General features: G+C 66.3%; 29 protein-coding genes. 18 read left to right on the top strand and 11 right to left on the bottom strand.

Features of this window, described 5'->3' with window-relative positions:
• The first annotated feature begins 152 nt into the window (after nt 1–152).
• Together JI743_RS13900 and JI743_RS13895 are read left to right on the top strand one after the other, a co-directional pair.
• On the top strand, nt 153–893 hold the full coding sequence (locus tag JI743_RS13900) for a methyltransferase family protein (protein ID WP_201928939.1): 741 nt from the start codon (nt 153–155) through the stop codon (nt 891–893).
• A 4-nt stretch (nt 894–897) separates the two neighbouring features.
• Nucleotides 898–1590, top strand: coding sequence for a nucleoside/nucleotide kinase family protein (locus JI743_RS13895; protein WP_201928938.1), 693 nt, complete (start codon nt 898–900; stop codon nt 1588–1590).
• Between the two features lie 97 nt (nt 1591–1687).
• On the opposite strand, the gene JI743_RS13890 is transcribed toward JI743_RS13895, so the two are convergent.
• Together JI743_RS13890 and JI743_RS13885 are read right to left on the bottom strand one after the other, a co-directional pair.
• Nucleotides 1688–2461, bottom strand: a complete 774-nt coding sequence (locus JI743_RS13890) for a nucleotidyltransferase family protein (protein WP_201928937.1) — start codon at nt 2459–2461, stop codon at nt 1688–1690.
• Nucleotides 2458–3414, bottom strand: coding sequence for an alpha/beta hydrolase (locus JI743_RS13885; protein ID WP_201928936.1), 957 nt, complete (start codon nt 3412–3414; stop codon nt 2458–2460). Before JI743_RS13885 ends, JI743_RS13890 begins: the two co-directional genes overlap by 4 nt.
• 107 nt (nt 3415–3521) lie before the next feature.
• Between JI743_RS13885 and JI743_RS13880 the strand changes: the two genes are divergently transcribed.
• The 3 genes from JI743_RS13880 to JI743_RS13870 are packed head-to-tail and all read left to right on the top strand — an operon-like array spanning nt 3522 to nt 5745.
• Nucleotides 3522–4361 (top strand): diacylglycerol/lipid kinase family protein, encoded by an 840-nt coding sequence (locus JI743_RS13880; protein ID WP_201928935.1) that lies wholly within the window; start codon nt 3522–3524, stop codon nt 4359–4361.
• The gene (locus JI743_RS13875; RefSeq protein ID WP_201928934.1) at nt 4358–5206 is read left to right on the top strand and encodes a metallophosphoesterase family protein; all 849 of its coding nucleotides are present in this window, start codon (nt 4358–4360) and stop codon (nt 5204–5206) included. The genes JI743_RS13880 and JI743_RS13875 overlap by 4 nt, the downstream gene beginning before the upstream one ends.
• Before the next feature lie 32 nt (nt 5207–5238).
• A complete protein-coding gene (locus JI743_RS13870; RefSeq protein ID WP_201928933.1) occupies nt 5239–5745 on the top strand; it encodes a hypothetical protein in 507 nt (168 codons plus the stop codon).
• Here the strand turns inward: JI743_RS13870 and JI743_RS13865 are convergent, their stop codons facing one another.
• The 4 genes from JI743_RS13865 to JI743_RS13850 form a co-directional block, all read right to left on the bottom strand.
• Nucleotides 5746–6231 carry a DUF2165 domain-containing protein gene (locus JI743_RS13865; RefSeq protein WP_201928932.1) on the bottom strand — a complete coding sequence of 162 codons (486 nt, stop codon included), beginning with the start codon at nt 6229–6231 and terminating at the stop codon, nt 5746–5748. It abuts the gene before it with no gap.
• A gap of 136 nt (nt 6232–6367) precedes the next feature.
• Complete coding sequence (gene rpsI, locus JI743_RS13860; RefSeq protein WP_201928931.1) at nt 6368–6868, bottom strand: 30S ribosomal protein S9; 501 nt, start codon at nt 6866–6868, stop codon at nt 6368–6370.
• Nucleotides 6868–7347: a 50S ribosomal protein L13 gene (gene rplM, locus JI743_RS13855; protein ID WP_201928930.1), complete on the bottom strand. Its 480-nt coding sequence runs from the start codon at nt 7345–7347 to the stop codon at nt 6868–6870. Before rplM ends, rpsI begins: the two co-directional genes overlap by 1 nt.
• Nucleotides 7348–7518: 171 nt before the next feature.
• Nucleotides 7519–8580: a COX15/CtaA family protein gene (locus JI743_RS13850; RefSeq protein ID WP_201928929.1), complete on the bottom strand. Its 1062-nt coding sequence runs from the start codon at nt 8578–8580 to the stop codon at nt 7519–7521.
• Nucleotides 8581–8667: 87 nt separating this feature from the next.
• Between JI743_RS13850 and JI743_RS13845 the strand changes: the two genes are divergently transcribed.
• The 6 genes from JI743_RS13845 to galU all read left to right on the top strand — a co-directional run bounded on the left by JI743_RS13845 (nt 8668) and on the right by galU (nt 13603).
• Nucleotides 8668–9660 carry a M48 family metallopeptidase gene (locus JI743_RS13845; RefSeq protein WP_201928928.1) on the top strand — a complete coding sequence of 331 codons (993 nt, stop codon included), beginning with the start codon at nt 8668–8670 and terminating at the stop codon, nt 9658–9660.
• A gap of 57 nt (nt 9661–9717) precedes the next feature.
• Entirely contained in the window at nt 9718–10254 is a 537-nt protein-coding gene (gene msrA / locus JI743_RS13840) for a peptide-methionine (S)-S-oxide reductase MsrA (RefSeq protein ID WP_201928927.1), read from the top strand.
• A 166-nt stretch (nt 10255–10420) separates the two neighbouring features.
• Complete coding sequence (gene yfiR / locus JI743_RS13835; RefSeq protein ID WP_236660009.1) at nt 10421–10936, top strand: regulatory sequestration protein YfiR; 516 nt, start codon at nt 10421–10423, stop codon at nt 10934–10936.
• Nucleotides 10933–12150 (top strand): diguanylate cyclase DgcN/YfiN, encoded by a 1218-nt coding sequence (gene dgcN / locus JI743_RS13830; RefSeq protein ID WP_201928925.1) that lies wholly within the window; start codon nt 10933–10935, stop codon nt 12148–12150. The genes yfiR and dgcN overlap by 4 nt, the downstream gene beginning before the upstream one ends.
• Before the next feature lie 22 nt (nt 12151–12172).
• On the top strand, nt 12173–12670 hold the full coding sequence (yfiB, locus tag JI743_RS13825) for an outer membrane lipoprotein YfiB (RefSeq protein ID WP_201928924.1): 498 nt from the start codon (nt 12173–12175) through the stop codon (nt 12668–12670).
• A gap of 69 nt (nt 12671–12739) precedes the next feature.
• Nucleotides 12740–13603 (top strand): UTP--glucose-1-phosphate uridylyltransferase GalU, encoded by an 864-nt coding sequence (gene galU, locus JI743_RS13820; RefSeq protein WP_201928923.1) that lies wholly within the window; start codon nt 12740–12742, stop codon nt 13601–13603.
• A gap of 36 nt (nt 13604–13639) precedes the next feature.
• On the opposite strand, the gene aqpZ is transcribed toward galU, so the two are convergent.
• Together aqpZ and JI743_RS13810 are read right to left on the bottom strand one after the other, a co-directional pair.
• On the bottom strand, nt 13640–14362 hold the full coding sequence (gene aqpZ / locus JI743_RS13815) for an aquaporin Z (RefSeq protein WP_201928922.1): 723 nt from the start codon (nt 14360–14362) through the stop codon (nt 13640–13642).
• A 105-nt stretch (nt 14363–14467) separates the two neighbouring features.
• Nucleotides 14468–15754 carry a methyl-accepting chemotaxis protein gene (locus tag JI743_RS13810; protein ID WP_236660008.1) on the bottom strand — a complete coding sequence of 429 codons (1287 nt, stop codon included), beginning with the start codon at nt 15752–15754 and terminating at the stop codon, nt 14468–14470.
• 261 nt (nt 15755–16015) lie between these two features.
• Here JI743_RS13810 and JI743_RS13805 point away from each other — a divergent pair, with 261 nt between their 5' ends.
• Nucleotides 16016–16237 carry a hypothetical protein gene (locus tag JI743_RS13805; protein ID WP_330902898.1) on the top strand — a complete coding sequence of 74 codons (222 nt, stop codon included), beginning with the start codon at nt 16016–16018 and terminating at the stop codon, nt 16235–16237.
• A gap of 13 nt (nt 16238–16250) precedes the next feature.
• Here the strand turns inward: JI743_RS13805 and JI743_RS13800 are convergent, their stop codons facing one another.
• Nucleotides 16251–16919 (bottom strand): S24 family peptidase, encoded by a 669-nt coding sequence (locus tag JI743_RS13800; protein WP_201928921.1) that lies wholly within the window; start codon nt 16917–16919, stop codon nt 16251–16253.
• A gap of 131 nt (nt 16920–17050) precedes the next feature.
• Between JI743_RS13800 and JI743_RS13795 the strand changes: the two genes are divergently transcribed.
• The gene (locus tag JI743_RS13795; protein WP_201929141.1) at nt 17051–17311 is read left to right on the top strand and encodes a hypothetical protein; all 261 of its coding nucleotides are present in this window, start codon (nt 17051–17053) and stop codon (nt 17309–17311) included.
• Nucleotides 17308–17631 (top strand): hypothetical protein, encoded by a 324-nt coding sequence (locus JI743_RS13790; RefSeq protein ID WP_201928920.1) that lies wholly within the window; start codon nt 17308–17310, stop codon nt 17629–17631. Before JI743_RS13795 ends, JI743_RS13790 begins: the two co-directional genes overlap by 4 nt.
• A gap of 8 nt (nt 17632–17639) precedes the next feature.
• Here JI743_RS13790 and JI743_RS13785 read toward each other — a convergent pair whose 3' ends face one another.
• Together JI743_RS13785 and JI743_RS13780 are read right to left on the bottom strand one after the other, a co-directional pair.
• Nucleotides 17640–18464, bottom strand: coding sequence for a hypothetical protein (locus tag JI743_RS13785; protein ID WP_201928919.1), 825 nt, complete (start codon nt 18462–18464; stop codon nt 17640–17642).
• 29 nt (nt 18465–18493) lie between these two features.
• Complete coding sequence (locus tag JI743_RS13780) at nt 18494–19735, bottom strand: TIGR04063 family PEP-CTERM/XrtA system glycosyltransferase (RefSeq protein ID WP_201928918.1); 1242 nt, start codon at nt 19733–19735, stop codon at nt 18494–18496.
• Nucleotides 19736–19839: 104 nt separating this feature from the next.
• Here JI743_RS13780 and JI743_RS13775 point away from each other — a divergent pair, with 104 nt between their 5' ends.
• From JI743_RS13775 to JI743_RS13760, 4 genes are all read left to right on the top strand, one after another.
• A complete protein-coding gene (locus JI743_RS13775) occupies nt 19840–19995 on the top strand; it encodes a hypothetical protein (protein WP_201928917.1) in 156 nt (51 codons plus the stop codon).
• Complete coding sequence (locus tag JI743_RS13770; RefSeq protein WP_201928916.1) at nt 19988–21370, top strand: putative O-glycosylation ligase, exosortase A system-associated; 1383 nt, start codon at nt 19988–19990, stop codon at nt 21368–21370. Before JI743_RS13775 ends, JI743_RS13770 begins: the two co-directional genes overlap by 8 nt.
• Before the next feature lie 458 nt (nt 21371–21828).
• Nucleotides 21829–22983 (top strand): mechanosensitive ion channel family protein, encoded by a 1155-nt coding sequence (locus JI743_RS13765; protein ID WP_201929121.1) that lies wholly within the window; start codon nt 21829–21831, stop codon nt 22981–22983.
• A 96-nt stretch (nt 22984–23079) separates the two neighbouring features.
• Nucleotides 23080–23538, top strand: a complete 459-nt coding sequence (locus JI743_RS13760; RefSeq protein WP_201928915.1) for a MaoC family dehydratase — start codon at nt 23080–23082, stop codon at nt 23536–23538.
• Nucleotides 23539–23540 lie beyond the last annotated feature (2 nt).

The following is a 23540-nucleotide window of genomic DNA, read 5'->3' as shown; positions in this document are numbered from 1 at the left end:
GGCCGCGATCTCGACCTCCGCTTGCAATGCACCGGCCAGATCGCGGCCTTCGCCGGGATGACGACAAGACAGAGGGTCTTATTTTGGCCGCAAACTTTGCTAGAGGAGACGCCACTTCATTCGCCGCTCCTGCGGCCAACAGGCGGAACCCGATGTATCAGCAAGAACTCGCCCGTAGCGGCAAGCGCCTTTTCTTCATTCGCGGCACCTATATCTACATCACGATCGCAATCTCGACGCTGATCGCGTGGTGCAGCAAAGACTGGGGGCCGTTCAACACGGCGACCGGCGACTGCGCCTGGTTCTGGCTGTCGCTCGGCGTTGCGAGCGCGGGCGCGATCGTCCGCGTTTTCACCAGTGGTTGGGCCGCGCTCGGCACCTCGGGGCGCGCCAAGGTCGCCGCCGAGGCGAGCGAGCTCAACACCACCGGCCCCTACAGCCTCGTGCGCAACCCGCTCTATGTCGGGCGCATCCTGAACTTCACCGGCCTTGCGATGCTGTCGGGAAGCTGGGTGTTCGGCGCAATCGTCTTCCTGCTCGCGATCCTGATCTATGAGCGCATCTCGATTTACGAAGAAGAGTTCCTGCGCGAAAAGTTCGGCGCCGCACATGCCGAATGGGCAAAGGACGTCCCCGCGCTGCTCCCGCGCCTGTCGGGCTGGGTGAAGCCCAAATATCCCTTCTGGTGGAAGCGGATGATCTGGCGCGAGCAGAACAAGCTGTTCCTGCTCGCGACGACCGTCTTCCTGACGTGGATGGCGCGGATGGACTTCAATTTCGACGCGCTGACCTCGGCGCAGTGGAACTGGGTTTATGCCTTTGCCGCGCTCGTCGTCGTTCGCTTCATCATCGGCGGACTCAAGATGATCGGCTTCTTCAAGGAATTGAGCTGACCAAATGGGGAGCGATCTCGCTCCCCTCATCGCCGTGATCGGCAGCGACGGGTCGGGCAAATCGACGCTGTCGGCCGACCTCCTCGCGCATATCCAGAAGTCGCGGCCCGCGGAGAGCGGCTATCTCGGCCTCGGTTCGGGCGAGCAGGGCCGCCGCATCGGCCGCTGGCCGCTGATCGGCCCGCCGCTCCACCGCTTCCTCGACGGCATCGCCGACCGGCTGCGCGATCCCGACGCGCCGATCCCCGGCTGGCTCGCCGCGCGCTACGCGCTGCGCAAATCGAAGAAGCGCCGCGCGAAGTTCGAACAGCTTCTCGCGCGGCGCCGCGCGGGCATCACCATCGTCACCGACCGCTACCCGCAGATCGAAGTGCCCGGCCTGCACGACGGCCCGATCCTCGCGGGCCGCGCCATGACACCGCGCCTCGCGGCGATGCAGGCAGAGGAGCGCGCGCTTTATGCCGAGATGGCGGCCTATATGCCGACGCTCGTCATTCGCCTGCACATCGACGTCGACACGGTGATGGCCCGCAAGCCTGATCATGTCCGCGCGCTGATCGCGCGCAAGGTCGAAACGGTGCCGCTGCTGACGATGGGCGGCGCCCCCATCGTCGATCTCGACGCGACCATGCCATATGCGGAGGAACTGGCGCTGGCAAAGGCGGCGGTCGATCAGGCACTAGCTGCCCAACCTTGAATTTCGTGAGTCCCCGCGAAGGCGGGGCGCCATCTCCTGCCCGGCCAAGGTGGCACCGACCGGCGATGGGCACCCGCCCCCGCAGGCGCACGCAAGCTTAAAAGCCTCGCCCGGCCATGATCCGCTCGATCAGCACAATATCTTCGGGCTTGTCGGCGTCGATACATGCCTCCGCCGCCGACATCGGCACGATCCGCGCCTTGACCCCGAAACGGCGACCCGCGCGCGCGACGCCCTGATGGATCGTCAGCAGCCGCAGCAGCACGCCGATCAGCAGCGCGGGGCCGAAGGCCGCGATGATCCTGAGCCCCTTCTTGCGATCGCGCTCGATCCGCCCCCAGAAATCGAGCAGCGGCCGTGCGCGGCGACCGCGCAAGCGAAATAGATTCGCCCCCGACCACCAGCCGCCGCGGAACTTGAGCCACGTGCGCCTTGATTCGGGATAGCGCGCGAGCAGCACCGTGCGTTCGACCATCGCAACCGCCACGTCGCTGTCCTCGGCCCCATCGAGAAACTCGCCAATCATTGCGGGAGTGAGCAGCACATTGTCGGCGGTCGTCACCAACACCGGCGCGTCATCGTCGGGGAGCGCAGCGGCGAGCGACGCGCTGATCCCCTGCCCTGAGTCGGCGAACCGCACGTCTTCGAAAGCGGCAAGCGCCGGATCGGCGGCAAGCGCGCGGCTGTTCTGCGCGAGAACGGTGATCGCGCCGACGCGCGGCGACGCGCGCAGCGCGCGCACGACGTGAACGAGCATCGCTTCGCCCGCGATCGGCAGCAGTGCCTTGGTCGCGACGCCGCTGCCGTCGAGCAGGGGGTCGGGGCCGGGGCGGCTCCCTGCCATCACGATTGCCGGGATCGGCGCGGTCATTGCGGCGACGCCTCCACCGGCGCGATCCGCCGTCCGGTAACGCCACGCAGGAAATCGCCCGCTTCGTCCAGTACCGGCGCCTTGCCACCAAAGGGCGCGGCGAGAGCCATGACGATACCCGTGTGACCAAGCCCCGGATAGACGCGCAACGTCGCGGCGCCGCCCGCGCGCTCGATTGCGGCGGCGAGATTCTGGCTGTTGCGCGGGCGCACGATATCGTCGGCGTCGCCCGTCGCGAGCCACATCGGCGGCGCATCGCCACGCGCAAAGGAAACAGGCTGGGTCTTTTCGATCGGGCGGATCTTGCCCATCGCCTTGTCGGCGCGGCCGCCCTTTTCGAGCGGGGTGAAATCATAAGGCCCGGCCAGCCCCGCGACGCCGCGGATCACCGCCGGGTCGGTCCCCGCCGCGCGCAGCCATTGCGGGTCAAGCGCGAGCATCGCAGCATTATAGGCGCCCGCCGAATGTCCCATCAGCGCGATCCGGTCGGGATCGCCGCCAAGCTTTCCGACATGTTCGCGCGTCCATGCGACCGCCGCCGCGCTGTCCTCGATATAATCGGGCCAATAGGCGCGCGGGACGAGGCGATAGTCGGGGATGACGGTGACGAAACCTTGCCGCGCGAGTGCGCGACCGGCGAAGCCGTAGCTGGCGCGCTCGCCGCTGTTCCAGCCGCCACCATAGAAGAAGACGACCACCGGCAGCCGGTTGCCCTCGCGCGCATCCTCGGGAACCCAGATGTCGAGCGTCTGGCGCGCGCCGCGGCCATAGGGCTGCCCCGCGAGGAGCAGTTTTGCGCCGCCTCCGCCGCCGAGCAGCTTGTCGGCAAGGTCGAGTGATTTCGCGCCGCCCGCAACGATAAGCTTTGCGCCGCCACCGAACAGGAGCAGCAGGATCAGCAATATAAACAAATATTTGATCAACCGCCGACCCTTGCGCCCCGCGTCCGTCATTCGTCCGCCCTTCGCCGGACCGCGCAACATCGGTCCGTCCGCGGCCCTACCGTGCGTCGCGCAGCGCCACAAGCGCCACCTTTTCGCGTGTCGTGCGTAGGAAAGGCATGACTCCACCCGCCCGCCGCCCTGCGCTCGTCTGCAACAGCCAGAGCGGCAGCTTCGATTCCGCGCGCCGCGACTGGATCGCCGAACAATTTGCCGCGGCGGGGACGCCGCTCGTCGCCGACTATTGCCTTCCCGACCAGAAACTGCCCGACCCGGCGCGCCTTGTCGCCGATGGCGTCGACCTCGCGGTGGTCTGGGGCGGCGACGGCACGATCAATGCAAGCGTCGCGGCGCTCGCCGGCTGGGACGGCACGCTGCTGGCCCTTCCCGGCGGGACGCTCAACCTCCTCGCCAAACAGCTTCATGGCGAGCGCGAACTGGAAGCCATCCTCGCCGATGTTCTTTCCGGGCGCGCGCATCGCGACGTCCCGCCGACCGTCGCCTGCGCCGCCGGTCGCGCGATGGTCAATATGCTCGCGGGGCCGACGACCGTCTGGGCCGAGGTGCGCGAGCACGTCCGCCAGCGCGAACTGGCCAGCGCCGCCGCGCTTGTCCCCGAGGCACTCGAGGAAAGCCTTGCCGGCGACCCGGTGCGGCTCGCGGGCGATGCACGCGAATTCCAGGCGATCAGCATGACACCCTCGCGCGACGGCATCGTCGTCGACGGCCTCTATGCCGACAGCCCCACATTGCTCCTGCGCCACGCAATCGCGTGGGTCGGCGGCGATTTTCGCGACGGGCCGCGCGAACGGCTGACCGCGCGCCCCACGGTCACGATCAGCTCCGACGCCCCGCTCGGCCTGCTGATGGACGGCGAACATGCCGACGGCGCGGCGAGCGTAACCTTTAGGATCGAGCCCGCGCCGATGGCGATGCTCCTGACGATGCCTTTGCCATGATCCGCCTCTTCCACATCAGCGACCTCCATTTCGGGCTCGAAGACCGCATCGCACTCGCCTGGTTTACCCAATTGGTGCGCGCCGAGTGCCCCGACGGCGTGCTGATCACCGGCGACCTGACGATGCGCGCGCGCACCCGCGAATTCGCCGCGGCGTGCGACTGGATCGAGACGCTCGACCTCCCGGTTACGGTTGAGGTCGGAAACCACGACCTGCCCTATTTCAACCCGATCGAGCGCTTCTTCTTTCCCTATCGCCGTATCGCCCGGATCAAGCGGCTGATCGACCGCGAGCTCGACTTTCCGGGGCTGGCGGTCGTTCCGCTCAAGACGACGGCGCGCGCGCAATGGCGGCTCGACTGGTCGAAGGGTCGGGTGACCCGGCGCGCGCTCGACACGACACTCGCCGCTATCGATGCGCTGCCGCCCGGCACGACGGTCCTCGTCGCGGGCCATCATCCGCTCGTCGAAGCAGGAACGCGCGGGCGCGCGCTCACACGCGGCGGCGAACGGGCGCTGTGCGCGCTCGCCGAGCGCGGCGTCGCGGGCGTGCTCACCGGCCATGTCCACGACGCCTTCGATCTGGTGAAGCAGACACCCGCCGGGCCGGTCCGGATGATCGGCGCGGGCACCTTGTCGCAGCGTATCCGCTCGACCCCGCCCAGCTTCAACGACCTCGAAATCGCGGACGGAGCGGTGCGTGTTACCGTGCGCAGCCTGCCGGAACTCCCGACGCGCCACATGCAGATCGACGCCATCCCGCCCGACGCGCTCCCCCCGCGTCGGCCGGGCGAGCCGGTCGCTCCCGTTGGCGCCGTTCCGCCCGTCGACCCGCCCGTCCATTGACGCGGCCACGCCCAGGTGAAAGGAACCGGTCCATGACGAGCCGCCGCACAATCCACGTCAACGACAGGATGCAGTCGGGTTATAGCTACGACCTCACTGCCCCCGAGGGCGAGGATTTCGACCCCGCATTTACGCCGCATTTCACGCCCGGGGAGATGCTGGAAATGGGGGTCTTCGAGGGAAAATATTGCAACGATTGTCGGGACGAATTTCCCGCCGACTGGTTCGAGAACGCCAGGGTAGCCGACAAGCCCGATCCCGACCTCAACTATTTCGGCGTCAAATCGCGCCAGCCACTCTCCGTTTGGCGCGAAAAAGGATGGATCTACGGCCCCGACCCGCGTGGCTGGTTCCAATGGTATTGCCGCTATTATATGGGGCGCCGCCTGCCCGACATCGACGCGATCCAGATCAAGCGCTGGCGCGGTTTCGCCCGCCATGCGGGGCAGGTTCGCGCCAATTGCGACCCGGGCGACATTCACTGCCGCCCGCGCCAACGGCAGGCGCTGCTGCAATGGGCCTATGACCCGTTCGTCTGATCAGGGCTCGCGCGCGCCCACGAACAGCGCGATGATGCCGATGAACGCGCCATAGCGCAGCGCGGCGTCGAGCGCCGCCTCGCGCATGGCTTCGGATCGCCAAAGTTCGAACCATGTTTCGGCGATCACGATCCAGCCGGCAAAGAGCATCAGCACCGCGACCCCGCACCCCGCCAGCGCGAGCGTCTTGGCGGCGTCGAACGTGGCCGCGTCGCCGCCACGCACCGCCCACATCCGCCACGCGCCCGCGAGGCAAAGCAATGCCGTCACAAGCTTTAGCGCCGGAATAGCGAGCGCCCCCGCAAGGACCAACGCCGGACTTGCCGTCGCGCGCCAATCGTCGCTGCCGCCTTCGAACGTCGTCATCGACAGCGTCGCTGCGACGGCGCCCTTCGTTCCCTGCCAATCATGGAAATTGCCAAAAGCGCCGAGCAGGCCCCAGGTTGCCACCGCGATAACGAGCAATATCTTCAATATTCTGAGCATCGCCTGTTCCCCCCTTTCGCCACGCTAGGCGATTCGGGGCGGAAGGTCCAAGTCCGCTTTGCGCTGCATTCAGCAAAAAGGGCGGCCCGTTTCCGGACCGCCCTCCTCTTTCCCACCCGTCGGTGGAAAAAGTCGTTTAGCGCTTCGAGAACTGGAAGCTGCGGCGGGCCTTTGCCTTGCCGTACTTCTTGCGCTCGACCGCGCGGCTGTCGCGGGTCAGGAAGCCAGCCGACTTCACCGTGCCGCGCAGCGCGGGTTCAAAGCGGGTCAGCGCCTGCGCGATGCCGTGCAGCACGGCGCCAGCCTGACCCGACAGGCCACCACCCTTGACGGTTGCGACGATGTCATACTGGCCGGCGCGGTCGGTCAGACCGAAGGGCTGGTTGATGACGAGGCGCAGCGTCGGACGCGCGAAATAGACTTCCTGGTCGCGGCCGTTGACGGTGATCTTGCCCGTTCCGGGCTTGAGCCACACGCGGGCGACGGCGTCCTTGCGGCGGCCGGTTGCATAAGCGCGGCCCTGCTTGTCGACGATTTTTTCGCGCAGCGGTGCGGACGGTGCCGCGATCGTTGCTTCGGTACCTTCGACGGCGCCGGCGAGATCCTTGAGATCGGTCATGGTCTGTTCGTCAGCCATTATGCACCCACCTTGTTCTTGCGGTTCATCGACGCGACGTCGATCACTTCGGGGCTCTGCCCTTCATGCGGATGTTCAGCTCCAGCAAAGATGCGCAGGTTGCGCATCTGCTGGCGGCCAAGCGGGCCGCGCGGAATCATGCGTTCGACGGCCTTTTCGAGCACGCGCTCGGGGAAACGGCCTTCGAGAATCTTCGCGGGGCTGGTTTCCTTGATGCCGCCGGCATAGCCGGTGTGCTTGTAATAGCGCTTGTCGGCCATCTTCTTGCCGGTGAACGCCACCTTGTCGGCGTTGATGACGATGACATTGTCACCGCAATCGACGTGCGGGGTGAACGACGGCTTGTGCTTGCCGCGCAGGATATTGGCGATGATCGAAGCAACGCGGCCCACGACGAGACCGTCGGCGTCGATCAGCACCCATTTCTTTTCGACCGTCGCGGCGTTTGCCGACTGGGTCGTCTTGGTCAGCGCCTTCATGGCACGCTCCTTGACAGAGATGGAACGGGGCGGTCGCATTCGCTGCCGCCCGAAAACAATCCGCGCCGCCTGCCCCGGTGGGACAATGCGGCGCTTCGGAGCGGCCCAATGACGCTTGAAGCCCCGAAAGTCAAGCGTCCTGCGGCTTTGCTGACGGGTATTATGATACCATCAACAATTTGCCGAGGCAGATTTCAACCCCTGGCGGTGCACGGCGGCCGCCGTCACCGCGACCAATATGGCGCCGACGACCTGATGGAGAACCGCGATCCACATCGAGACCCCCGTGACGACGGTGAGGATTCCGAGCAGCATCTGCGCGGCAACGGTGACGACCATCAATCCCGCTTCATGCCGTGCGCCCCTCTTGGCCAGCGCGCGCGCGAGCAGCAGCAGCGCGAGCGCCGCGACCCACGACCACCAGCGGTGCAGGAAATGAATGAGGAAGGGATCGTTGGTCAGCGCCATCCACGCGCCGCCCGACCAGTCGATGCCTTCGGGCACGAAATGATCGTTCATCGCCGGCCAAGTGTTCGCGACCTGACCCGCGTTGAGCCCCGCCACCCATGCGCCGAGCAGCAATTGCACGAAGAGGATGGCGATCGCCCCGATCGCCGCGCCCGTCAGCCGCGCGGGCCGCGCCCCTTCATCGCGCGCCAGCTCGCCAAGGTCGCGCGCGGTCCACACCAGCCCGCCGAGCAGGAAGAGCGCGGTGAGCAGATGCGCGGCCAAGCGGAAATGGCTGACGTCGGTGCGATATTCGAGCCCCGACGCGACCATCCACCAACCGATCGCGCCCTGCAGCCCGACGAGCGCGGCGAGCGCGAACAGCCGCCAGCCATAGCCCGCGGGGATCGCGCGCCGCCATGCGAACCAGGCGAGCGGCAGCAGCAGCGCCATTCCGACGACGCGCCCCAAAATGCGGTGCAGCCATTCCCAGAAAAAGATCGCCTTGAACCCCTCAAGCGTCATGCCGAGGTTGATTTCCTTATATTCGGGGATCTGCTTGTATTTCTCGAACTCGGCGATCCAGTCGGCCTCGTTCGTCGGCGGCAATACGCCCGACACGGGGCGCCATTCGGTGATCGACAGCCCCGATTCGGTCAGCCGCGTGATCCCGCCCACGGCGACGACGATGATGACGAGCACGGCGACGGCCCACAGCCAGCGCGCAAGCGCGGCGGGGCGGGGGGTGCGGCGCGCGGCCGCGGCGGTCAGCGAGGCGTCGGACATGCGCCGCCCTATCGTCGTTCGGCGCGCGTTAGGCAAGCGGGTCGAAATTCATGGTCGCGACAGGCTGGGGTTGATAATCGGTCGTCGATGTTCCGCCGTTTGCCTGCTCTGGCGCTCGCCTGCGCCGCAATTGCCGCCGCACCCTTTGCCGCGCGTGCCGACACTGCCACGTCACCCTATGCTGCGCTCGCCGCGATGGAGGCGCGCGTGGCAGCGATCGGCTTCCGCCTGACGACCGCCAACGCCAACTGGTGCCCGGTGCGTCAGCCGCAATTCGGATGGCTCTGGGGCGACCCGCGCCTTTACGCCGAGGAGGACCGCGCGGCGGCGCTCGTCCCCTACGACGCATCGACCAGCGACGCGCCCTTCCCCGCAGCCATCGCACCCGATTCGCCCGCAGCCCGTACGGGACTTCGCATCGGCACCCCGATCCTCAAGCTGAACGGGGCGTCCTTGCCGCCCGCCGAGGGCACCGACGCCTTCGCGCGCATTTCGGCGCTCGAAACCGCGCTCGCGGCACTTCCGCTCGACCGGCCGCTGACGCTGGCGACCGGCGACGGGCAAACGGTCGACATCCAGCCTGTCACCGGTTGCGCGTCGGACTTTCGCCTCGAAGCGCGCGACCGCCCCGCAGGCGCGGCCGACGGCCGCCTCGTCCTTATCAGCTACGGCCTCGCGCTGTTTGCCGAGGATGATGCCGAACTCGCCGCTGCCGTCGCGCACGAGCTCGCGCACAATATCCTCCGTCATCGCGAACGGCTTGACGCCGCGGGGGTCGACCGCGGGCTCGGCAAGCAGTTCGGGCGCAGCGCCCGGCTCTTCCGCCAGACCGAGATCGAAGCCGACCGGTTGTCGGTCTGGCTGCTCGCGGGCGCAGGCTATGATCCTACTGCCGCCGCCCGCTTCTGGACGCGCTTCGGCCAGCGCGAAGGGCGTCCGCTCTTCCAGGCGGGCACGCATCCGCGCTGGCGCGACCGCGTCGCGACGCTTGAGGCCGAGGCCGCCGCGATTGCCGCCGCCCGCGCCGAGGGCGAGCCGCTCGTCCCGCCGCTGGTCGCCAACCCGCCGCCCTTGGAATAGCGGCGCGGCCATCCTATTTTGGAGCCATCGCTCCCCGACCCTTCAAGGACCCATGCCATGACCCGTGAGACCGCCATTTTCGCCGGAGGCTGCTTCTGGTGCACCGAAGCCGTGTTCCAGTCGCTCGCGGGTGTGGACTCGGTCGAAAGCGGCTATATCGGCGGGACGGTCGAAAACCCGACCTATAAGCAAGTGTGCGGCGGCGACACCGGCCACGCCGAAGCGATCCGCATCACCTTCGACCCCGACGTCATCGGCTATGACGATCTGCTCGACGTCTTCTTCGCGACGCACGATCCGACGCAGCTCAATCGTCAGGGCAATGACATCGGCACCCAGTATCGCAGCGCGATCTTCCCGCTCGACGATGCGCAGGCCGCTGCGGCGCGCGCCGGAATCGAACGCGCCGCCGCCGACTGGCCAGCACCGATTGTGACGACCATCGAGCCTGCTTCGACCTGGTATCCGGCCGAGGATTATCACCAGGCCTATTGGGATGGCGAAGGCCAGCGCAATCCATATTGCATGGCCGTCATTCCGCCGAAACTGGCAAAGCTGCGCAAAGGGTTCGGCGAGCGCCTCCGCGCGGGCTAGCCGCCGCCGCAATGGCCGAGGGAAGCGCAGGCATGACGTCACTCGCTCCTTTTCCTTGACTTATCAGCGATTTTGACTAGCTGCCGCCGCTTCTTAGGGGCGGGATAGCCCCCAGGCGCCGTGGGGGTCGCTGGACGTGCTGGGATCGTTGTTCCTTTCTGGTATTTTGGCTGTCGCGCAGCCGGTAGCAGTACAGACCGCAAACCAGACGATTGTCGAGGACGGCGCCGACGGCATGGCGCGCGCTGTCAACCGCATGGTCGGCGGCATCATCAGCTATGTCCGCTGGCCCGAAAGCCCCGCCGCCGCGGCACGCAATCTTTGCATCGTCGGAAGCCCTACGATCACTGCGAGCATCGCTCCGTCGATCGCGGGCGGGCTACCCGTGACCGTCCATCGCCTTTCGCCGGCAGCGGTCAGCGTTCGCAAAGACTGCGACATTCTCTTTCTCGGGCGCATGGCGGTGGCCGATCGGCAACGGCTGATCGGCTGGGTGCGCGGCCGCGCCGTGCTGACGATCAGCGACGACGACCCCGATTGCCTGCACGGCGCCATGTTCTGCCTGTCGGCGCGCGCCGGACGCCTCGGCTTTTCGGTCAATCTCGACGCGATCGGGCGTGGACCGCTGCGCGTCGATCCGCGCGTGCTGAAAATGGGGCAGAACGACGGGAGCGCGACATGATCGAGCGCGCTACCGAAACGCCCGTCCGCCGCACCACCCTGCAAAGGCTGTTGTCGCGGTTCCACTTCGGCATCACCCTGTTCGCGGTGGCGCTGTCGGGCATCACGATCCTGCTCGCCGGGGTCACGGCGCTGCGCGGCTATGCCGATCGCAATTTGGAGCTTGCGGCGCGGCTCGGCGCTTATGGCGCCGAACCTGCACTGGTGTTCAACGACCCGCTGGCAGCGCGCGATGGCATCGAACCGCTGACGGAAATTGCCGGCATCGCCCGCCTGCGCGTCCTTGACGATCGCGGCCGCGTGCTGACCGGATGGACGTCCCCCAACCCCGATCCGGCGCCGCTGCTGACGCACCTCGTCTTTCCGCGGCCCTATGCAATCCCCGTCCGCCGCAACGGATCGGTTATCGGGACGGTCGAGGTGTGGGGCGACAGTTCGACGATGAACGATTATGTGCGGCTCGGCCTGCTCGCCGGGCTGGGCTGCCTGCTCGTCACCGCGCTCGGTACGATCGTGCTCGCGCGGCGCTTTGAATATGAGCTCGTCAAGCCGCTCGGCGAGATCGCCACCGTTGCGCACGACGTCCGCCTGCACCGCCGGTTCGACAAGCGCGTCAAGCCGCTCGGCATCGCCGAACTCGACCGGCTCGGCGGTGACATCAACGCACTGCTCGACGAATTGCAGGGGTGGCAGGGACATATGGAAAGCGAACGCGCGATCCTTGAACATCGCGCGTCGCACGATCCGCTGACGACACTCCCCAACCGCGCGGCTTTCGACCGTCAACTGGCCGAGCGAATTGCCGCGGCCGAACGGCGCGGTGGGCGCTTTGTCCTGCTTTTCTGCGACGCCGACAATTTCAAGGCGGTCAACGACGAATATGGCCATGCGGTGGGCGACCGCGTTCTCGTCGCGGTGTCGACCTGCATCCGCAACGGACTGCGCAAGGGCGATTTTGCGGCGCGGATCGGCGGCGACGAATTTGTCGTGATCGTCGATCCGCTCGACGCAGAGGCCGATCCGGGCGCGCTGATCCGGCGCATCAAGGATTGTGTGTCCGATCCGATCGCCTTGCCGGGGGGCGACGAGCAATACCGTCCGTCGATCAGCGTCGGCGCTGCGGTTTACCCCGACGACGGCAGCGATTCCGCCGCTCTGCTGACCGTCGCCGATGCCGGCATGTATGCCGACAAGATGACGAGCGGCGAAAGATGACCAATATCGGAGCCCTCCCGTGATGCGCCTATCCTCCCTTCGCCCATCAGCGCTGCTGGCTTTTGCCGCCGCAGTCGTGCTCGCGGCATGCCAAAGCGTATCGCCGATTTCCGGATTCACGCCGGCCCAGATCGCGATGCTCGAATCGGAAGGCTTTGTCGAAACCGGACCCGCGTGGGAACTCACGATCTCGGAACGCCTGTTGTTCCCGGTCGACGAAAGCGCACTCAAACCCGATCAGCAGGAACGGATCGCCCGCCTCGCCCGCAATCTCGTATCGGTCGATATTCTTACCGCGCGCGTCGAAGGCCACACCGATTCGACCGGCACCTCGGCCTATAACCAGGCCTTGTCGCAGGCGCGCGCCCACGCCGTCGCGACGCCGATGCAGGCGAATGGCATGCGCTTTAACCCAGAGCAGATTGTCGGCCGCGGCGAAGCCTTCCCGCTTTCGAGCAACGACACCGCCGAAGGCCGACAGGATAATCGCCGCGTCGTGGTGATCGTGGCGCCCGAATAGGCGTGCGCCGGCAGTCGCAAACGTCTGCAATGCTTTCCCTCGCAACACTGGGCGGCTAGGGTCGTCGCCATGAAACCGATCCGCAAAGCCGTCTTTCCCGTCGCCGGCCTCGGCACGCGCTTCCTTCCCGCCACCAAGGCGATCCCCAAGGAGATGCTGCCGGTCGTCGATCGCCCGCTTATCCAATATGCGGTCGACGAGGCACGCGAGGCGGGGATCGAACAGATGATCTTCGTCACCGGCCGCGGCAAGAGCGCGATCGAGGATCATTTCGACATCGCCTTCGAGCTCGAAAAAACGATGTCGGAGCGCGGCAAGGATCTGTCGGTTCTCGAACCGACGCGCCTCGGCCCCGGCAATTGCGCCTATGTCCGCCAGCAGGAACCGATGGGGCTTGGCCATGCGATCTGGTGCGCGCGCGACATTGTCGGCGACGAGCCCTTCGCGATCTTCCTCCCCGACGAATTCATGCACGGTTCGCCGGGATGCATGAAGCAGATGGTCGATGCCTATGCGCGCGTCGGCGGCAATCTGATCTCCGTCCTCGAAGTCCCGCGCGAGCAGGTGTCGTCCTATGGCGTCATCGCGCCGGGCGCGTCGGACGGCAAGCTGACCGAGGTCATGGGCCTTGTCGAAAAGCCCCCCGTCACCGAAGCGCCGTCGAACCTCATCATTTCGGGGCGCTACATCCTCCAGCCCGAGGTGATGCGCGTGCTCGAAGGGCAGGGAAAGGGCGCCGGCGGCGAAATCCAGCTCACCGATGCGATGGCCTCGATGATCGGGAACCAGCCCTTTCACGCCGTGACCTTCGACGGCGCGCGCTACGACTGCGGATCGAAGGCGGGCTATATCCAGGCCAATCTGGCGGTCGCGCTCGCACGGCCCGACATGGCCGCCGAAGTGCGAGCCTTTGCCATCGATCTCCTGCGATAACAGTCCGGCGGGGGAGGTCCCCCGCCGGCCCGAAGCCTATTCGCCCTCGATGTTGGGCTTGGGGAATGTATCGGCGCCGAGCGTGCGATAGAGCCACCCGCCGACAAGCCCGCCGACGAGCGGCGCGAGCCAGAACAGCCACAGTTGCTGCAACGCCAATCCGCCGACCACGAGCGCAGGCCCGGTGCTGCGTGCAGGGTTGACCGATGTGTTGGTGACGGGAATCGAGATCAGGTGGATCAGCGTCAGCGCAAGGCCAATTGCAAGCGGCGCAAAAGCGGCGGGCGCGCGCCCGTCGGTTGAACCCATGATGATCCAGAGGAAGAATCCCGTCAGCACGACCTCGATAATCAGCGCCGACCAGATGTCGTAATTGCCCGGCGAGCCCGCATCAAAGCCATTCGCGGCGAGCCCGCCCGCGATGTCGAACACCGGGCTGCCGCTCGCGACATAATAGAGCAGGAAGGCGGCGACGATCGCGCCGAGCACCTGCGCCGCGACATAAAGCGGCATGTCGCGCGCCTCGAAGCGGCCGCCCGCCCACAGCCCGACGGTCACCGCGGGATTGAGATGGCATCCCGAAATATGGCCGATCGCATAGGCCATGGTCACGACCGTCAGACCAAAGGCGAGCGATACGCCGAGCAGACCGATCCCGACCTCGGGGAATGCCGCGGCGAGCACAGCGCTCCCGCATCCACCGAACACGAGCCAGAATGTGCCGATAAACTCGGCGAGTCCCTTCTGCAGATTTGTCATTTGACCCTCCTCCCCGCCGGCGGCCAAGCACGCCTCCGGCGCAGGGGCACTCTAGCGCCGCCGGAGCGGCTCGCAACCCCTTGGAATCGGGCATTCCCGCGACGCTCAGGCGGCGGCGACCGCCTCGACAAAATGGCGCGCGCGCTGGTGCAGCGACTGCGCCGCGCGGTTGAGCCCCGACGAAAGCTCGCCGAGCGTCGCCGCGCCCTCGCCAACCGCCGATGCGCCGCGGCTGATATATTGGACGCGGTCGTCAATCTCGCGGCCCGCGGACACCGCCTGCTCGACATAGCTCGCGATCGACAGGCTTGTTGCGCTCTGGCCGTCGACCGCAGCGTCGATCGTGTCGGAAAAGCCATTGTTCGCCTCGATGGCGCGTTCGACGTCGCGAAATCCCTCGGCGACCTGCACGACAATCTCGCGGATGCGGTCGATATAGGGGGTGATGTCGCTCGCCGCCGAGCGCGTCTGGTTGGCGAGCGCCTTGACCTCGGCGGCGACGACGGCGAAGCCGCGCCCGGCGTCGCCCGCACGCGCCGCCTCGATCCCCGCGTTGAGCGCGAGCATGTTGGTGCGGCTTGCCATGTCGATGATCAGCCGCAGCATCTGTTCGATCGACTGGCTTGCATCCTGCAACATTGCCGCGCGGTCGCCGGTTTGCTTGACCTTCTGATGGGCGTCGCGCCGCACGCTGCGCGCGCGCGTGCCGTCGTCGACGATCTGCGCCATGCTCGCGGCGAGCGCGTGTCCGCGATCGCCGAGTTCCTGCAATCCGGCGAGCGTCTGCGCGGTCGCGCCTGCGACCGACAGCGCGTCGCGCCCGGTCTGTTCGGCGCGTTCGGACAATTGGCGCGCAACCGCTTCAACTTCATGCGCCATATCCGACAAGGTCGCTGTCAGCGCAGCTATATCCTGCTGAAACCCGCGCCCGGCGGCGTCGATCTGCGCCGCGCGCTCGGCGCGCTCACGCGCGACCTCGATCTCGCGCATCATCGCCAGCCGCGCGAGTTGACCGCCGTCGAGCGTTTCGACAAATCGCCCCTTGTCGACGAGCACCAGCCCCTCATGTCCCGCAGCGCGCGATACACGGCGCAACAGCGCGGCGGTCGGTTCGGCAACGTCGGCGGTCAGGCACGGCTCGATCATCGTTGCAATCGAGCCGCCGATCGTCGGATTCTGCATCAGCGAAAACCAATAGGGGCAGAACAGCAGTTCGCGCACGCGCTGTTCGCGGATAATTCCGACAGGAGCCCGGTCGGGGGCCAGCACCGCAAGCAGCCGGAGATCGGGATGCGCGCGAAACGCCTCGATCACCTCGGCCAGCGGTGCATCGACGCCGACCGCGATGGCATGACCCGATGCGGGTTCGAGGGCAAGCTGTACCGAATTCATCTGATCCCATCGCCTTGCGGTTCGTGACGGAGCAATGCCTAGCGGGTGATGGTAAAGACCGTTTTAACCATTTATTTCAGTGATGTGACACCAAGGCGCGGCCGCCGGTCAATTGGTCGCATAATGGTGGCCCGACACCCGATGGCATGCGATGGACGGACCGTCAGGGAGAAGTTCATGCGTGGCTATGTTGCGGCACTATTGGCGGCACCGTTGCTGACAGGATGCGTCGGCGCGGTCTAATCGGTCGTCACGGCGCCGGTGAAGGCGGCCGGGCAAGTCGCCGACTGGTCGACGACCAGCCAGGACGAGGCCGACCGCAACCGTGGTCGCGCGCTACGCGAACGCGAGGAGCGGCTAGGCAAATTGTCGCGCCAGCGCGACAAGGCTGCCGAAAAATGCCGCAACGGCGACAGCGAGCAATGCCAACGTGCGCAAATACTCGATCATGAGATCGAGGCCGAGATGAACGCGCCCTACTGAAAGTCTCGCCGCGTCAACTGACGCGCCGCCCGGTCCACACCACCCGGCCGACGAGCTGCACCGCCGACAGCGGCAGATCGTCCCAGCTCCGGTAATGCGGATTGTCGCTGATCACCGCGATCCGCCCCTGCCCCGGCGCGCGCGCGACGCGCTTGACCATCAGCACATCGTCCATCCGCAGCACATAGATACCGTCGCGCAGCCGCGCCGCAGCGTCGCCGCCGTCGACGAGGATGTCGTCACCGTCGCTCAGCGTCGGCGCCATCGAATCGCCTTCGACGCGGATGATGCTCAGCGCGCGCGGATCGGCGCCCAGGCTGCGTAGCCATTTGGGGTCGAACGCGACCTCGCCCTCGACCGGCTCGCCGTCGATGCTCGCCCCCGCGCCTGCCGAGGCGCCGACGGCGAGCTTGGGCACCAGCACCATGTCGCGCCCGCGCGGCCCTGCGCGCGATGCGACGCGCTGCACCGGGCCGCCGAGGATCGATTCGGCGACGCCCAGAAAGGCGGCGATGCGCGCGCGGTCCTGTTCGGCAAGCCGTCGCGGCGTGCCACGCTTGATATATTGCTGGATATAGGCCGGATTGCGCCCGATCGCCGCCGACAGGCGCGCATAGTCGATGCCCTTTTCCTGGCAGAGCTGGTCGAGCGCGGCGCGCGGATCGGCAGAAAATTCTGACATGGCTGGTCCGGTCCTTCCTATTTCGTCTTTAGCAATAGGATTTTTCCTAGACAAGTAGGAAAATGCCTATCAAATAGGAAACTTCCTATCGCTTGAGTCGCGGCGCGCCTGCACCGAAAAGGGAGAAGAAGATGGAGTCCAGCCTGTTGCAACGGATCGAAAAATTCCTCGAGGAATCGGCGATTCCGCCGAGCGTTTTCGGACGCGCCGCGGTCCGCGATCCGCGCCTCGTCGGCGACTTGCGCGCGGGACGGAAGCCCGGTCTTCAGCTTGTCTGCCGTGCAGAACATTTCATGAACAAATGGCGCGCCGACTTTCGCGCGGGGCGCACAACGCAGCGCGGCGACCGCCGCACGCGCGCGGTTCGCAACGCGATGGAGGCGGGCGCATGAAGCTCTGGTCGCCCGCCTTGCCGCCCCGCCCCGCCTGCCCGCACCGCCGCTTGCGCCGCATCCTCGGCGGCGCGCTGCCCGAAGGCATCACTATCGACACGTCGCTGCTGCACCCGTGGGCGAGCGCGAACTTCGTCGGAGCGCGCCATATCTTCACCTGCTCGGTCGCGAGCGGAGCGAACGGCGTGCAGCGGGCGACGCTCGAAGCGCAGCTCGGCGCGCGCGACTGGGTGCTGGCGGGTCAGATCGTCGCTGACGTCGCGGTGGACGCCGATCGCGACGACAGGCTGCGCATCGAGATATTGACGGTGGAGGATTAGGCCGCGGCTCAGCCGAGCGCGTGGCGGTTCATGCGGCTCAGCGTGCCGAGCGCCGCTTCGAGCGCGACGTCGACTTCGCCGACAAGATCATTGTCGGCGGGACGGGTACCCATCGCGATTTCGCGCTGCGGGTCCGGGGGCACGGCACCGTGCAGATCGCGGCGGCGCGCCAGGCCGACCTCGAGCCGCGCGACCATCGCGCCCAGGCTTTTGTCGGCGGCGTCGGGAACGTCATAGGCGTTCGGAAGCTCGGCAGGCTGCAGCCACGGTGCGTCGGCCACGGCGTCGAACGCGGGCTCGGCGTCGACCGCCGCCAATTCCGCTTCGCGCGCGGCGCTCGGCATCGCTTCGCCGTCCGCTTCCTGTTCGACCGAAGCTTCGGCCCACGCGATTTCGGGCAGCGGACCGAGTCCGCCCGCAGGCAGCTCGCGTCCCGCGCGCAACGGCGGCCGCGGCGCATCGTCGGGGTGAAAGTCGGAACGGCGGCGCGTAGCGGCGTTATTGTCACCCGCATCCGTATCGCGCGACCGGCGGCGCAGCGCGCCGGGCCGCTCGATCAACAGCGCAACCAAGCCGGCAATCAGCGCCGCGACCGCCGACAGGCCGAGCGCGAGCGCAAGCCGCGCGCCGTTGCCGACGGGCGGCACGAAAAGTTCGGCCAGCCGGTCGAGGTAGAGATTCCAGCTGATCGCCGCGACCCACGCCATCGGCATCAGCGCCGCAAACAGGAAAGTCAGCGCCGCCGCGCCGATTATGGCAGGCAGCGCCGGGCGCAGCGCGCGGAGCAGGGCGGCCCCTTTGTTCGCCGTGCGATATTCGCTGCTTTCGTTCATTTTACTTTCGAACCTGTATCTTGCGCCGTTCAGATCGCCGCATTCGACTTGGCGATGCGCCAGGTCGCGCGGCTCTGCAACAGCCTTTGGTAAACAGGCTCATAACATAAAATGTTTGATGACCAGTTACGATGCGTCTCGACGAAGGCTCGCGCCGTTCGTCGGCGTTCGTCCCACATCGCCCGCGCGCCGAGCAGGTCGGCGAGCGCCGCTGCGAGCGCCGCCGGATCGCCGGGCGCGAACAGCGTGCCCGTCACACCATCCTCGATCAGCTCGCGATGACCGCCGACGTCCGACGCGGCGACAAGCTTGCCCTGCGCCATCGCCTCGAGCGGCTTCAGCGGCGTGACCAGATCGGTGAGGCGCATCTTCTTGCGCGGATAGGCGAGAATATCGATCAGCGAATAATAAAGCTCGACCTGGTCGTGCGGCACGCGTCCGACGAAACGGATGCGGTCGGCGACGGGCGATGCCGCGGCCTGCGCGCGCAGCGCATGCTCCATCGGCCCGCCGCCGACCAGCAGCAGTCCGGCGCCGGGCTGCGCCGCGACGAGCGCGGGCATCGCGGCTATCAGGTCGTCGATCCCCTCATAATCGTAAAAGCTGCCGATATATCCGATCACCGTTGCGCTGGTATCCAGCCCCAGCTCGACGGCGAGCCTCTCGTCGCGCGGCGGCGGGTCGCCAAAGAGGTCGAGGTCGACGCCGTTGGGCGACACGATGATTTTCGCGGGATCGATCCCGCGGGCGATCAGGTCGCCGCGCAGCCCTTCGCAGATGACGGCGACCGCATCGGCGCGCCGCACCGCACGCGTTTCGAGCGCGCGCGTCAAGCGGTAGCGCAGGCTGCCTTCGCGCCCGCTGCCGTTGCCGACCGCCGCATCCTCCCAGAAGGCACGGATTTCATAGATCACCGGAATACCGAGCCGCTTGCCAGCGCGCAGCGCCGCCATGCCGTCGAGCACCGGCGAATGGGCGTGGAGTATGTCGGGCCGCCAGTCGCGCGCAACCGCCTCGACCTGCGCGGCGAGCGCGGCGACCTCACGCCACTCGCGGATCGCCGGCGGCGCCCCAGCGATAGGCGGCGTGCGGTGAAAAGCCAGCCCGTCGACCTCCTCGACTTCGGGGCCCTCGACCGGATGACGCACCCCTGTGACGCCCTTGACGTCCCATCCCTTCGCAAGTTGCGCCTTCATCAGCGCGCGCGTGCGAAACGTATAGCCGCTGTGCGCGGGAAGGCTGTGATCGAGGACGTGAAGGATGCGCGGCATAGGCCGCCGCTTTGCCAGACAAGACTTAACGCCGCGTCAACCCCGATGGGTTAGAACGCCGTCAAACGCCCTGCGGGGCCGCCACGAAAGCCAGCGCCGCCACCATGGTCGACAATTTTTCGATTGCCCTGACGCACGCGCTGATCGCGATCGCGCTATGGCGCCTGCTGCATCGCGACGACCTCGACCGCGAGGTGAGCCCGCGCAAATTGTGGCAGCAGCGCCGCGACGCCGCGGCAGCGGAGCAACGCGATGCGTGACATCGCCTTTGTCGCATTTCTCTTTGCCTTCATCGGCCTCGGCTTTCGCCGGCCGTTCCTGTTCGTCCTCGCCTTTTGCTACATCGACATCGTCGCGCCGCAACGGCTCAGCTATTTCCTCATCAACTCGATCCCGATCTCGCTGATTGCCTTCGCACTCGCGATACTCGGCTGGCTCGCGATCGACGACAAGCGCGACACGCGCTGGTCGGGGCGGCAATCCTTGCTCGTCGCGCTGCTGCTTTATTGCTGGATGACGACGATCCACGCCGATTTTCCCGTCGAGGCGGCCGACAAGTGGAGCTGGGTGTGGAAGGCGCTCGTCTGGGCGATCTTCCTGCCGCTGACGCTGCGGACGAAACTCAGGATCGAGGCGCTGGCGCTCGTGATGCTGCTCTCGGCCGCGTCGATCGCCATCGCCGGGGGGATCAAGACCGCTGCGGGCGGCGGCGGCTATGGCTCGCTCCAGCTTCTTCTCAACGAAAATTACGGACTCTACGAAGGGTCGATCATGTCGACCGTCGGCATTTCGATCATCCCGCTGATCCTCTGGTATCGCCGCCACGGCACCATCTTTCCGCCCGACTGGCGCGTCAGCCTGTTTGCCTTCGCGCTCTGCTTTGCGTGCATGCTCCTCCCCGTGGGGACGCAGGCGCGCACCGGCCTGGTCTGCCTTGCCGTGCTCGCGGCGCTGTCGCTGCGCGCGGTCAAATATCGCTTCCTCTACATGGCCGGCGCGGGACTGCTGGCGCTCGCTGCGATCCCCTTCCTGCCGCAAAGCTTCACCGAGCGGATGGAGACGATCCAGGGCTACAAGTCCGACCAGTCGGCCTCGACGCGCGTCGCGGTGTGGGCGTGGACGTGGGACTATGCGAAGGAAAATCCCTTCGGCGGCGGATTCGAAGCCTATATTCAGAACGACCTGCGCGTCGAAACGACGGGCAGCGGCTATGACCCGGACAAGCCGCAGGATGCAACGCCGACCGTTCACGAGGAAAAATCGCGCGCCTATCATTCGAGCTATTTCGAAATGCTCGGCGAACAGGGCTATCCGGGGCTCGCAATGTGGCTGCTGCTCCATGCGATCGGCCTCGTCCAGATGGAGCGATTGCGCCGGCGCTATCTCAAGACGCGCCGCGCCGAGGAGCAATGGATCGCCCCGCTCGCGACCGCGCTCCAGCACGGCCATATTGTCTATATGGTCGGATCATTGTTCGTCGGCATCGCCTTCCAGCCCTTCATCTACATGATGCTCGCGCTCGAAATGGGACTATCGACCTATTGCCGCCGCCGTGAGGACGAAGCCGGATGGCGTCCGCTCACCGCGCGCCCTGCGCAGGTGCCCGCTCGCCGGGCGGCCCCTGCCGCGCATTGAATCGGAACCAAATTCGGTATCCGCACCTTAGGGTCAGGACCCATTAATTACGCGTTCGAGGCGTCGAAATGGCGAAGATATCGGGTCCGGGCGGGTGCAGCGGGTAGCATCGCTACCCGCAAGGCCGCACGGGCCCGAGATCGAAGCCATTTCGGCGTCCCTCCGGGATTTGACCGATTTTGTCCATTGCTTCGTCGGCAAGCCTCGAAATATCGACATATTCCGTCGCCTTGCCTCCTCGCACTGAACAAAATCGCTTCAAACCTCGAACGCGTAATTAATGGGTCCTGACCCTAGTGTAACGTGACGAGCCAAGGGCAAATCCGATTCTCGCGCCTTGCACGCGACTTGTTGACCTGCGCCGTCCCGGAGCGCCATGATGCAGCTCCGCTTCGCGACGCCTGCCCCATCCCCCAACCCAGAGGACCAATGTGATTTTGCCCCTTTACGCATCCAGCATCTTTGCATCCGCCAACCGCACCCCGGGCGACCCGCTCGAGGATCTGCGGCGCTGGTGGGAATCGAGCGTGACCTGGGTGGAGGGCCATTGGCTCCAGATCGTGATCGCCATCGGCGCGGGCCTGCTCATCTATGCGCTGCTATCGATGGTGCGCCGCGTTGCGCTCAAGCGCGCGCAGGCGGCGCCGGGCGAGTTCACGCTGACCGACATCGTCGGCCGGGTCATCCACAAGACCAAGTCGGTCGTGCTCGCCATCATCGCGATCCGTGCAGTCGCAGGCTATGCACAGCCGCCTGCCGTCATGCTCGACATTATCCGGCTCGTCTTCACCGTCGCGGTCGTGCTGCAAGTCGCGATCTGGGCGCGCGAGATCGTGCTGGGGCTGATCCAGCGGCGCGCGGCAGAGGGGCATAATGAAACGCTCCACAATGCGATGGGGATCATCCGTCTACTCATCAGCGTTGCGCTGTTCGCGGTCGCCGCCATCGTCATCCTCGACAATATGGGGGTCAATGTCACCGGCCTCGTCGCGGGTCTCGGCATCGGCGGGATCGCGATCGGCCTCGCCGCACAGGGCATTTTTTCCGACCTCTTCGCGTCGCTCTCGATCATCTTCGACCGGCCGTTCCGCGTCGGCGAAACGATCAAGTATGACGAGAGTATCGCGACGGTCGAAAAGATCGGGCTCAAAAGCACGCATCTGCGCTCGGTCAACGGCGAGCTGCTCGTGATTTCGAACACCAACCTCCTGTCAAAGGAGATTACCAACTACGCGCATCTCGACCGCCGCCGCGTCCAGTTCGGCATCGGCGTCATCTATCAGACGACGCCCGAGATGCTGCGCGCGCTTCCCGCATTGCTCGAGGAACAGGTGAAGGCCGAGGGACATGAGTTCATCCGTTCCAGCTTCCTTGGCTTCGGCGACTCGAGCCTCAATTTCGAGCTCGTCGCCGACATTTTGAGCGCCGACTATGGCGAAGTCATCGCCGCGCGCACCGCAATCGGCATCCGACTGTTCGAGGAAATGACGCGCGCAGGCTATGACTTCGCCTATCCGACGCAGACCACCTTCACCGCGGCGCCCGACGGGACGATGATTCTCCCCTATGCCGAAAGCGTCACGATGAAGACGCAGAAGCCACTGAAGGAGTGACGCTACGGCTCTGCGGCGCTGGGGCGTGGCCCTTGTGCAACCGCGTTCGACGGGCCTAAAACCCCTGCCGACCTGAGAGATTGAGGGGACGCGCGAATGGCTACAATCGCACCGCAAGACATGAAAGAGCTGGTCGGCAAGCCGCTCGGCAGCTCCGAATGGGTGCTCGTCGATCAGGCGATGATCGACAAGTTCGCCGACGCCACCGGCGACCATCAGTTCATCCATGTCGACGAGGAAAGGGCCAGGCTGACGCCCTTCGGCGGGACCATCGCGCACGGGTTCCTCACGCTCTCGCTCTTTCCGCTCTTGATGGCCAAGTCGGACTGTCCGCACCCCGCGGGCGTCAAGATGGGCGTCAACTATGGCGGCAACAAGGTTCGTTTCCTCGCGCCCGTCCGCTCGGGAAAGCGTGTCCGCGGCCATTTCAAGCTGCTCGAAATCGACGAAAAACGCCCCGGCCAGTGGCAACAGACGCTCGAGTTCACCATCGAAATCGAAGGCGAGGAAAAGCCCGCGCTGATGGCCGAATGGATCAGCCAGTTTTTTGTATGAAG

This window comes from Sphingopyxis jiangsuensis, assembly GCF_016734905.1.
In the GTDB taxonomy this organism is placed as follows: domain Bacteria; phylum Pseudomonadota; class Alphaproteobacteria; order Sphingomonadales; family Sphingomonadaceae; genus Sphingopyxis; species Sphingopyxis jiangsuensis.
Note: the sequence above shows the minus strand (reverse complement) of the source record. Positions and strands in the feature narration are given on the sequence as shown.

Coding starts and splice junctions, on each gene's coding strand:
- JI743_RS13900 (WP_201928939.1), top strand. CDS start 153: ATGTATCAGCAAGAACTCGCCCGTAGCGGCAAGCGCCTTTTCTTCATT.
- JI743_RS13895 (WP_201928938.1), top strand. CDS start 898: ATGGGGAGCGATCTCGCTCCCCTCATCGCCGTGATCGGCAGCGACGGG.
- JI743_RS13890 (WP_201928937.1), bottom strand. CDS start 2,461: ATGACCGCGCCGATCCCGGCAATCGTGATGGCAGGGAGCCGCCCCGGC.
- JI743_RS13885 (WP_201928936.1), bottom strand. CDS start 3,414: ATGACGGACGCGGGGCGCAAGGGTCGGCGGTTGATCAAATATTTGTTT.
- JI743_RS13880 (WP_201928935.1), top strand. CDS start 3,522: ATGACTCCACCCGCCCGCCGCCCTGCGCTCGTCTGCAACAGCCAGAGC.
- JI743_RS13875 (WP_201928934.1), top strand. CDS start 4,358: ATGATCCGCCTCTTCCACATCAGCGACCTCCATTTCGGGCTCGAAGAC.
- JI743_RS13870 (WP_201928933.1), top strand. CDS start 5,239: ATGACGAGCCGCCGCACAATCCACGTCAACGACAGGATGCAGTCGGGT.
- JI743_RS13865 (WP_201928932.1), bottom strand. CDS start 6,231: ATGCTCAGAATATTGAAGATATTGCTCGTTATCGCGGTGGCAACCTGG.
- rpsI (WP_201928931.1), bottom strand. CDS start 6,868: ATGGCTGACGAACAGACCATGACCGATCTCAAGGATCTCGCCGGCGCC.
- rplM (WP_201928930.1), bottom strand. CDS start 7,347: ATGAAGGCGCTGACCAAGACGACCCAGTCGGCAAACGCCGCGACGGTC.
- JI743_RS13850 (WP_201928929.1), bottom strand. CDS start 8,580: ATGTCCGACGCCTCGCTGACCGCCGCGGCCGCGCGCCGCACCCCCCGC.
- JI743_RS13845 (WP_201928928.1), top strand. CDS start 8,668: ATGTTCCGCCGTTTGCCTGCTCTGGCGCTCGCCTGCGCCGCAATTGCC.
- msrA (WP_201928927.1), top strand. CDS start 9,718: ATGACCCGTGAGACCGCCATTTTCGCCGGAGGCTGCTTCTGGTGCACC.
- dgcN (WP_201928925.1), top strand. CDS start 10,933: ATGATCGAGCGCGCTACCGAAACGCCCGTCCGCCGCACCACCCTGCAA.
- yfiB (WP_201928924.1), top strand. CDS start 12,173: ATGCGCCTATCCTCCCTTCGCCCATCAGCGCTGCTGGCTTTTGCCGCC.
- galU (WP_201928923.1), top strand. CDS start 12,740: ATGAAACCGATCCGCAAAGCCGTCTTTCCCGTCGCCGGCCTCGGCACG.
- aqpZ (WP_201928922.1), bottom strand. CDS start 14,362: ATGACAAATCTGCAGAAGGGACTCGCCGAGTTTATCGGCACATTCTGG.
- JI743_RS13810 (WP_236660008.1), bottom strand. CDS start 15,754: ATGAATTCGGTACAGCTTGCCCTCGAACCCGCATCGGGTCATGCCATC.
- JI743_RS13800 (WP_201928921.1), bottom strand. CDS start 16,919: ATGTCAGAATTTTCTGCCGATCCGCGCGCCGCGCTCGACCAGCTCTGC.
- JI743_RS13795 (WP_201929141.1), top strand. CDS start 17,051: ATGGAGTCCAGCCTGTTGCAACGGATCGAAAAATTCCTCGAGGAATCG.
- JI743_RS13790 (WP_201928920.1), top strand. CDS start 17,308: ATGAAGCTCTGGTCGCCCGCCTTGCCGCCCCGCCCCGCCTGCCCGCAC.
- JI743_RS13785 (WP_201928919.1), bottom strand. CDS start 18,464: ATGAACGAAAGCAGCGAATATCGCACGGCGAACAAAGGGGCCGCCCTG.
- JI743_RS13780 (WP_201928918.1), bottom strand. CDS start 19,735: ATGCCGCGCATCCTTCACGTCCTCGATCACAGCCTTCCCGCGCACAGC.
- JI743_RS13775 (WP_201928917.1), top strand. CDS start 19,840: ATGGTCGACAATTTTTCGATTGCCCTGACGCACGCGCTGATCGCGATC.
- JI743_RS13770 (WP_201928916.1), top strand. CDS start 19,988: ATGCGTGACATCGCCTTTGTCGCATTTCTCTTTGCCTTCATCGGCCTC.
- JI743_RS13760 (WP_201928915.1), top strand. CDS start 23,080: ATGGCTACAATCGCACCGCAAGACATGAAAGAGCTGGTCGGCAAGCCG.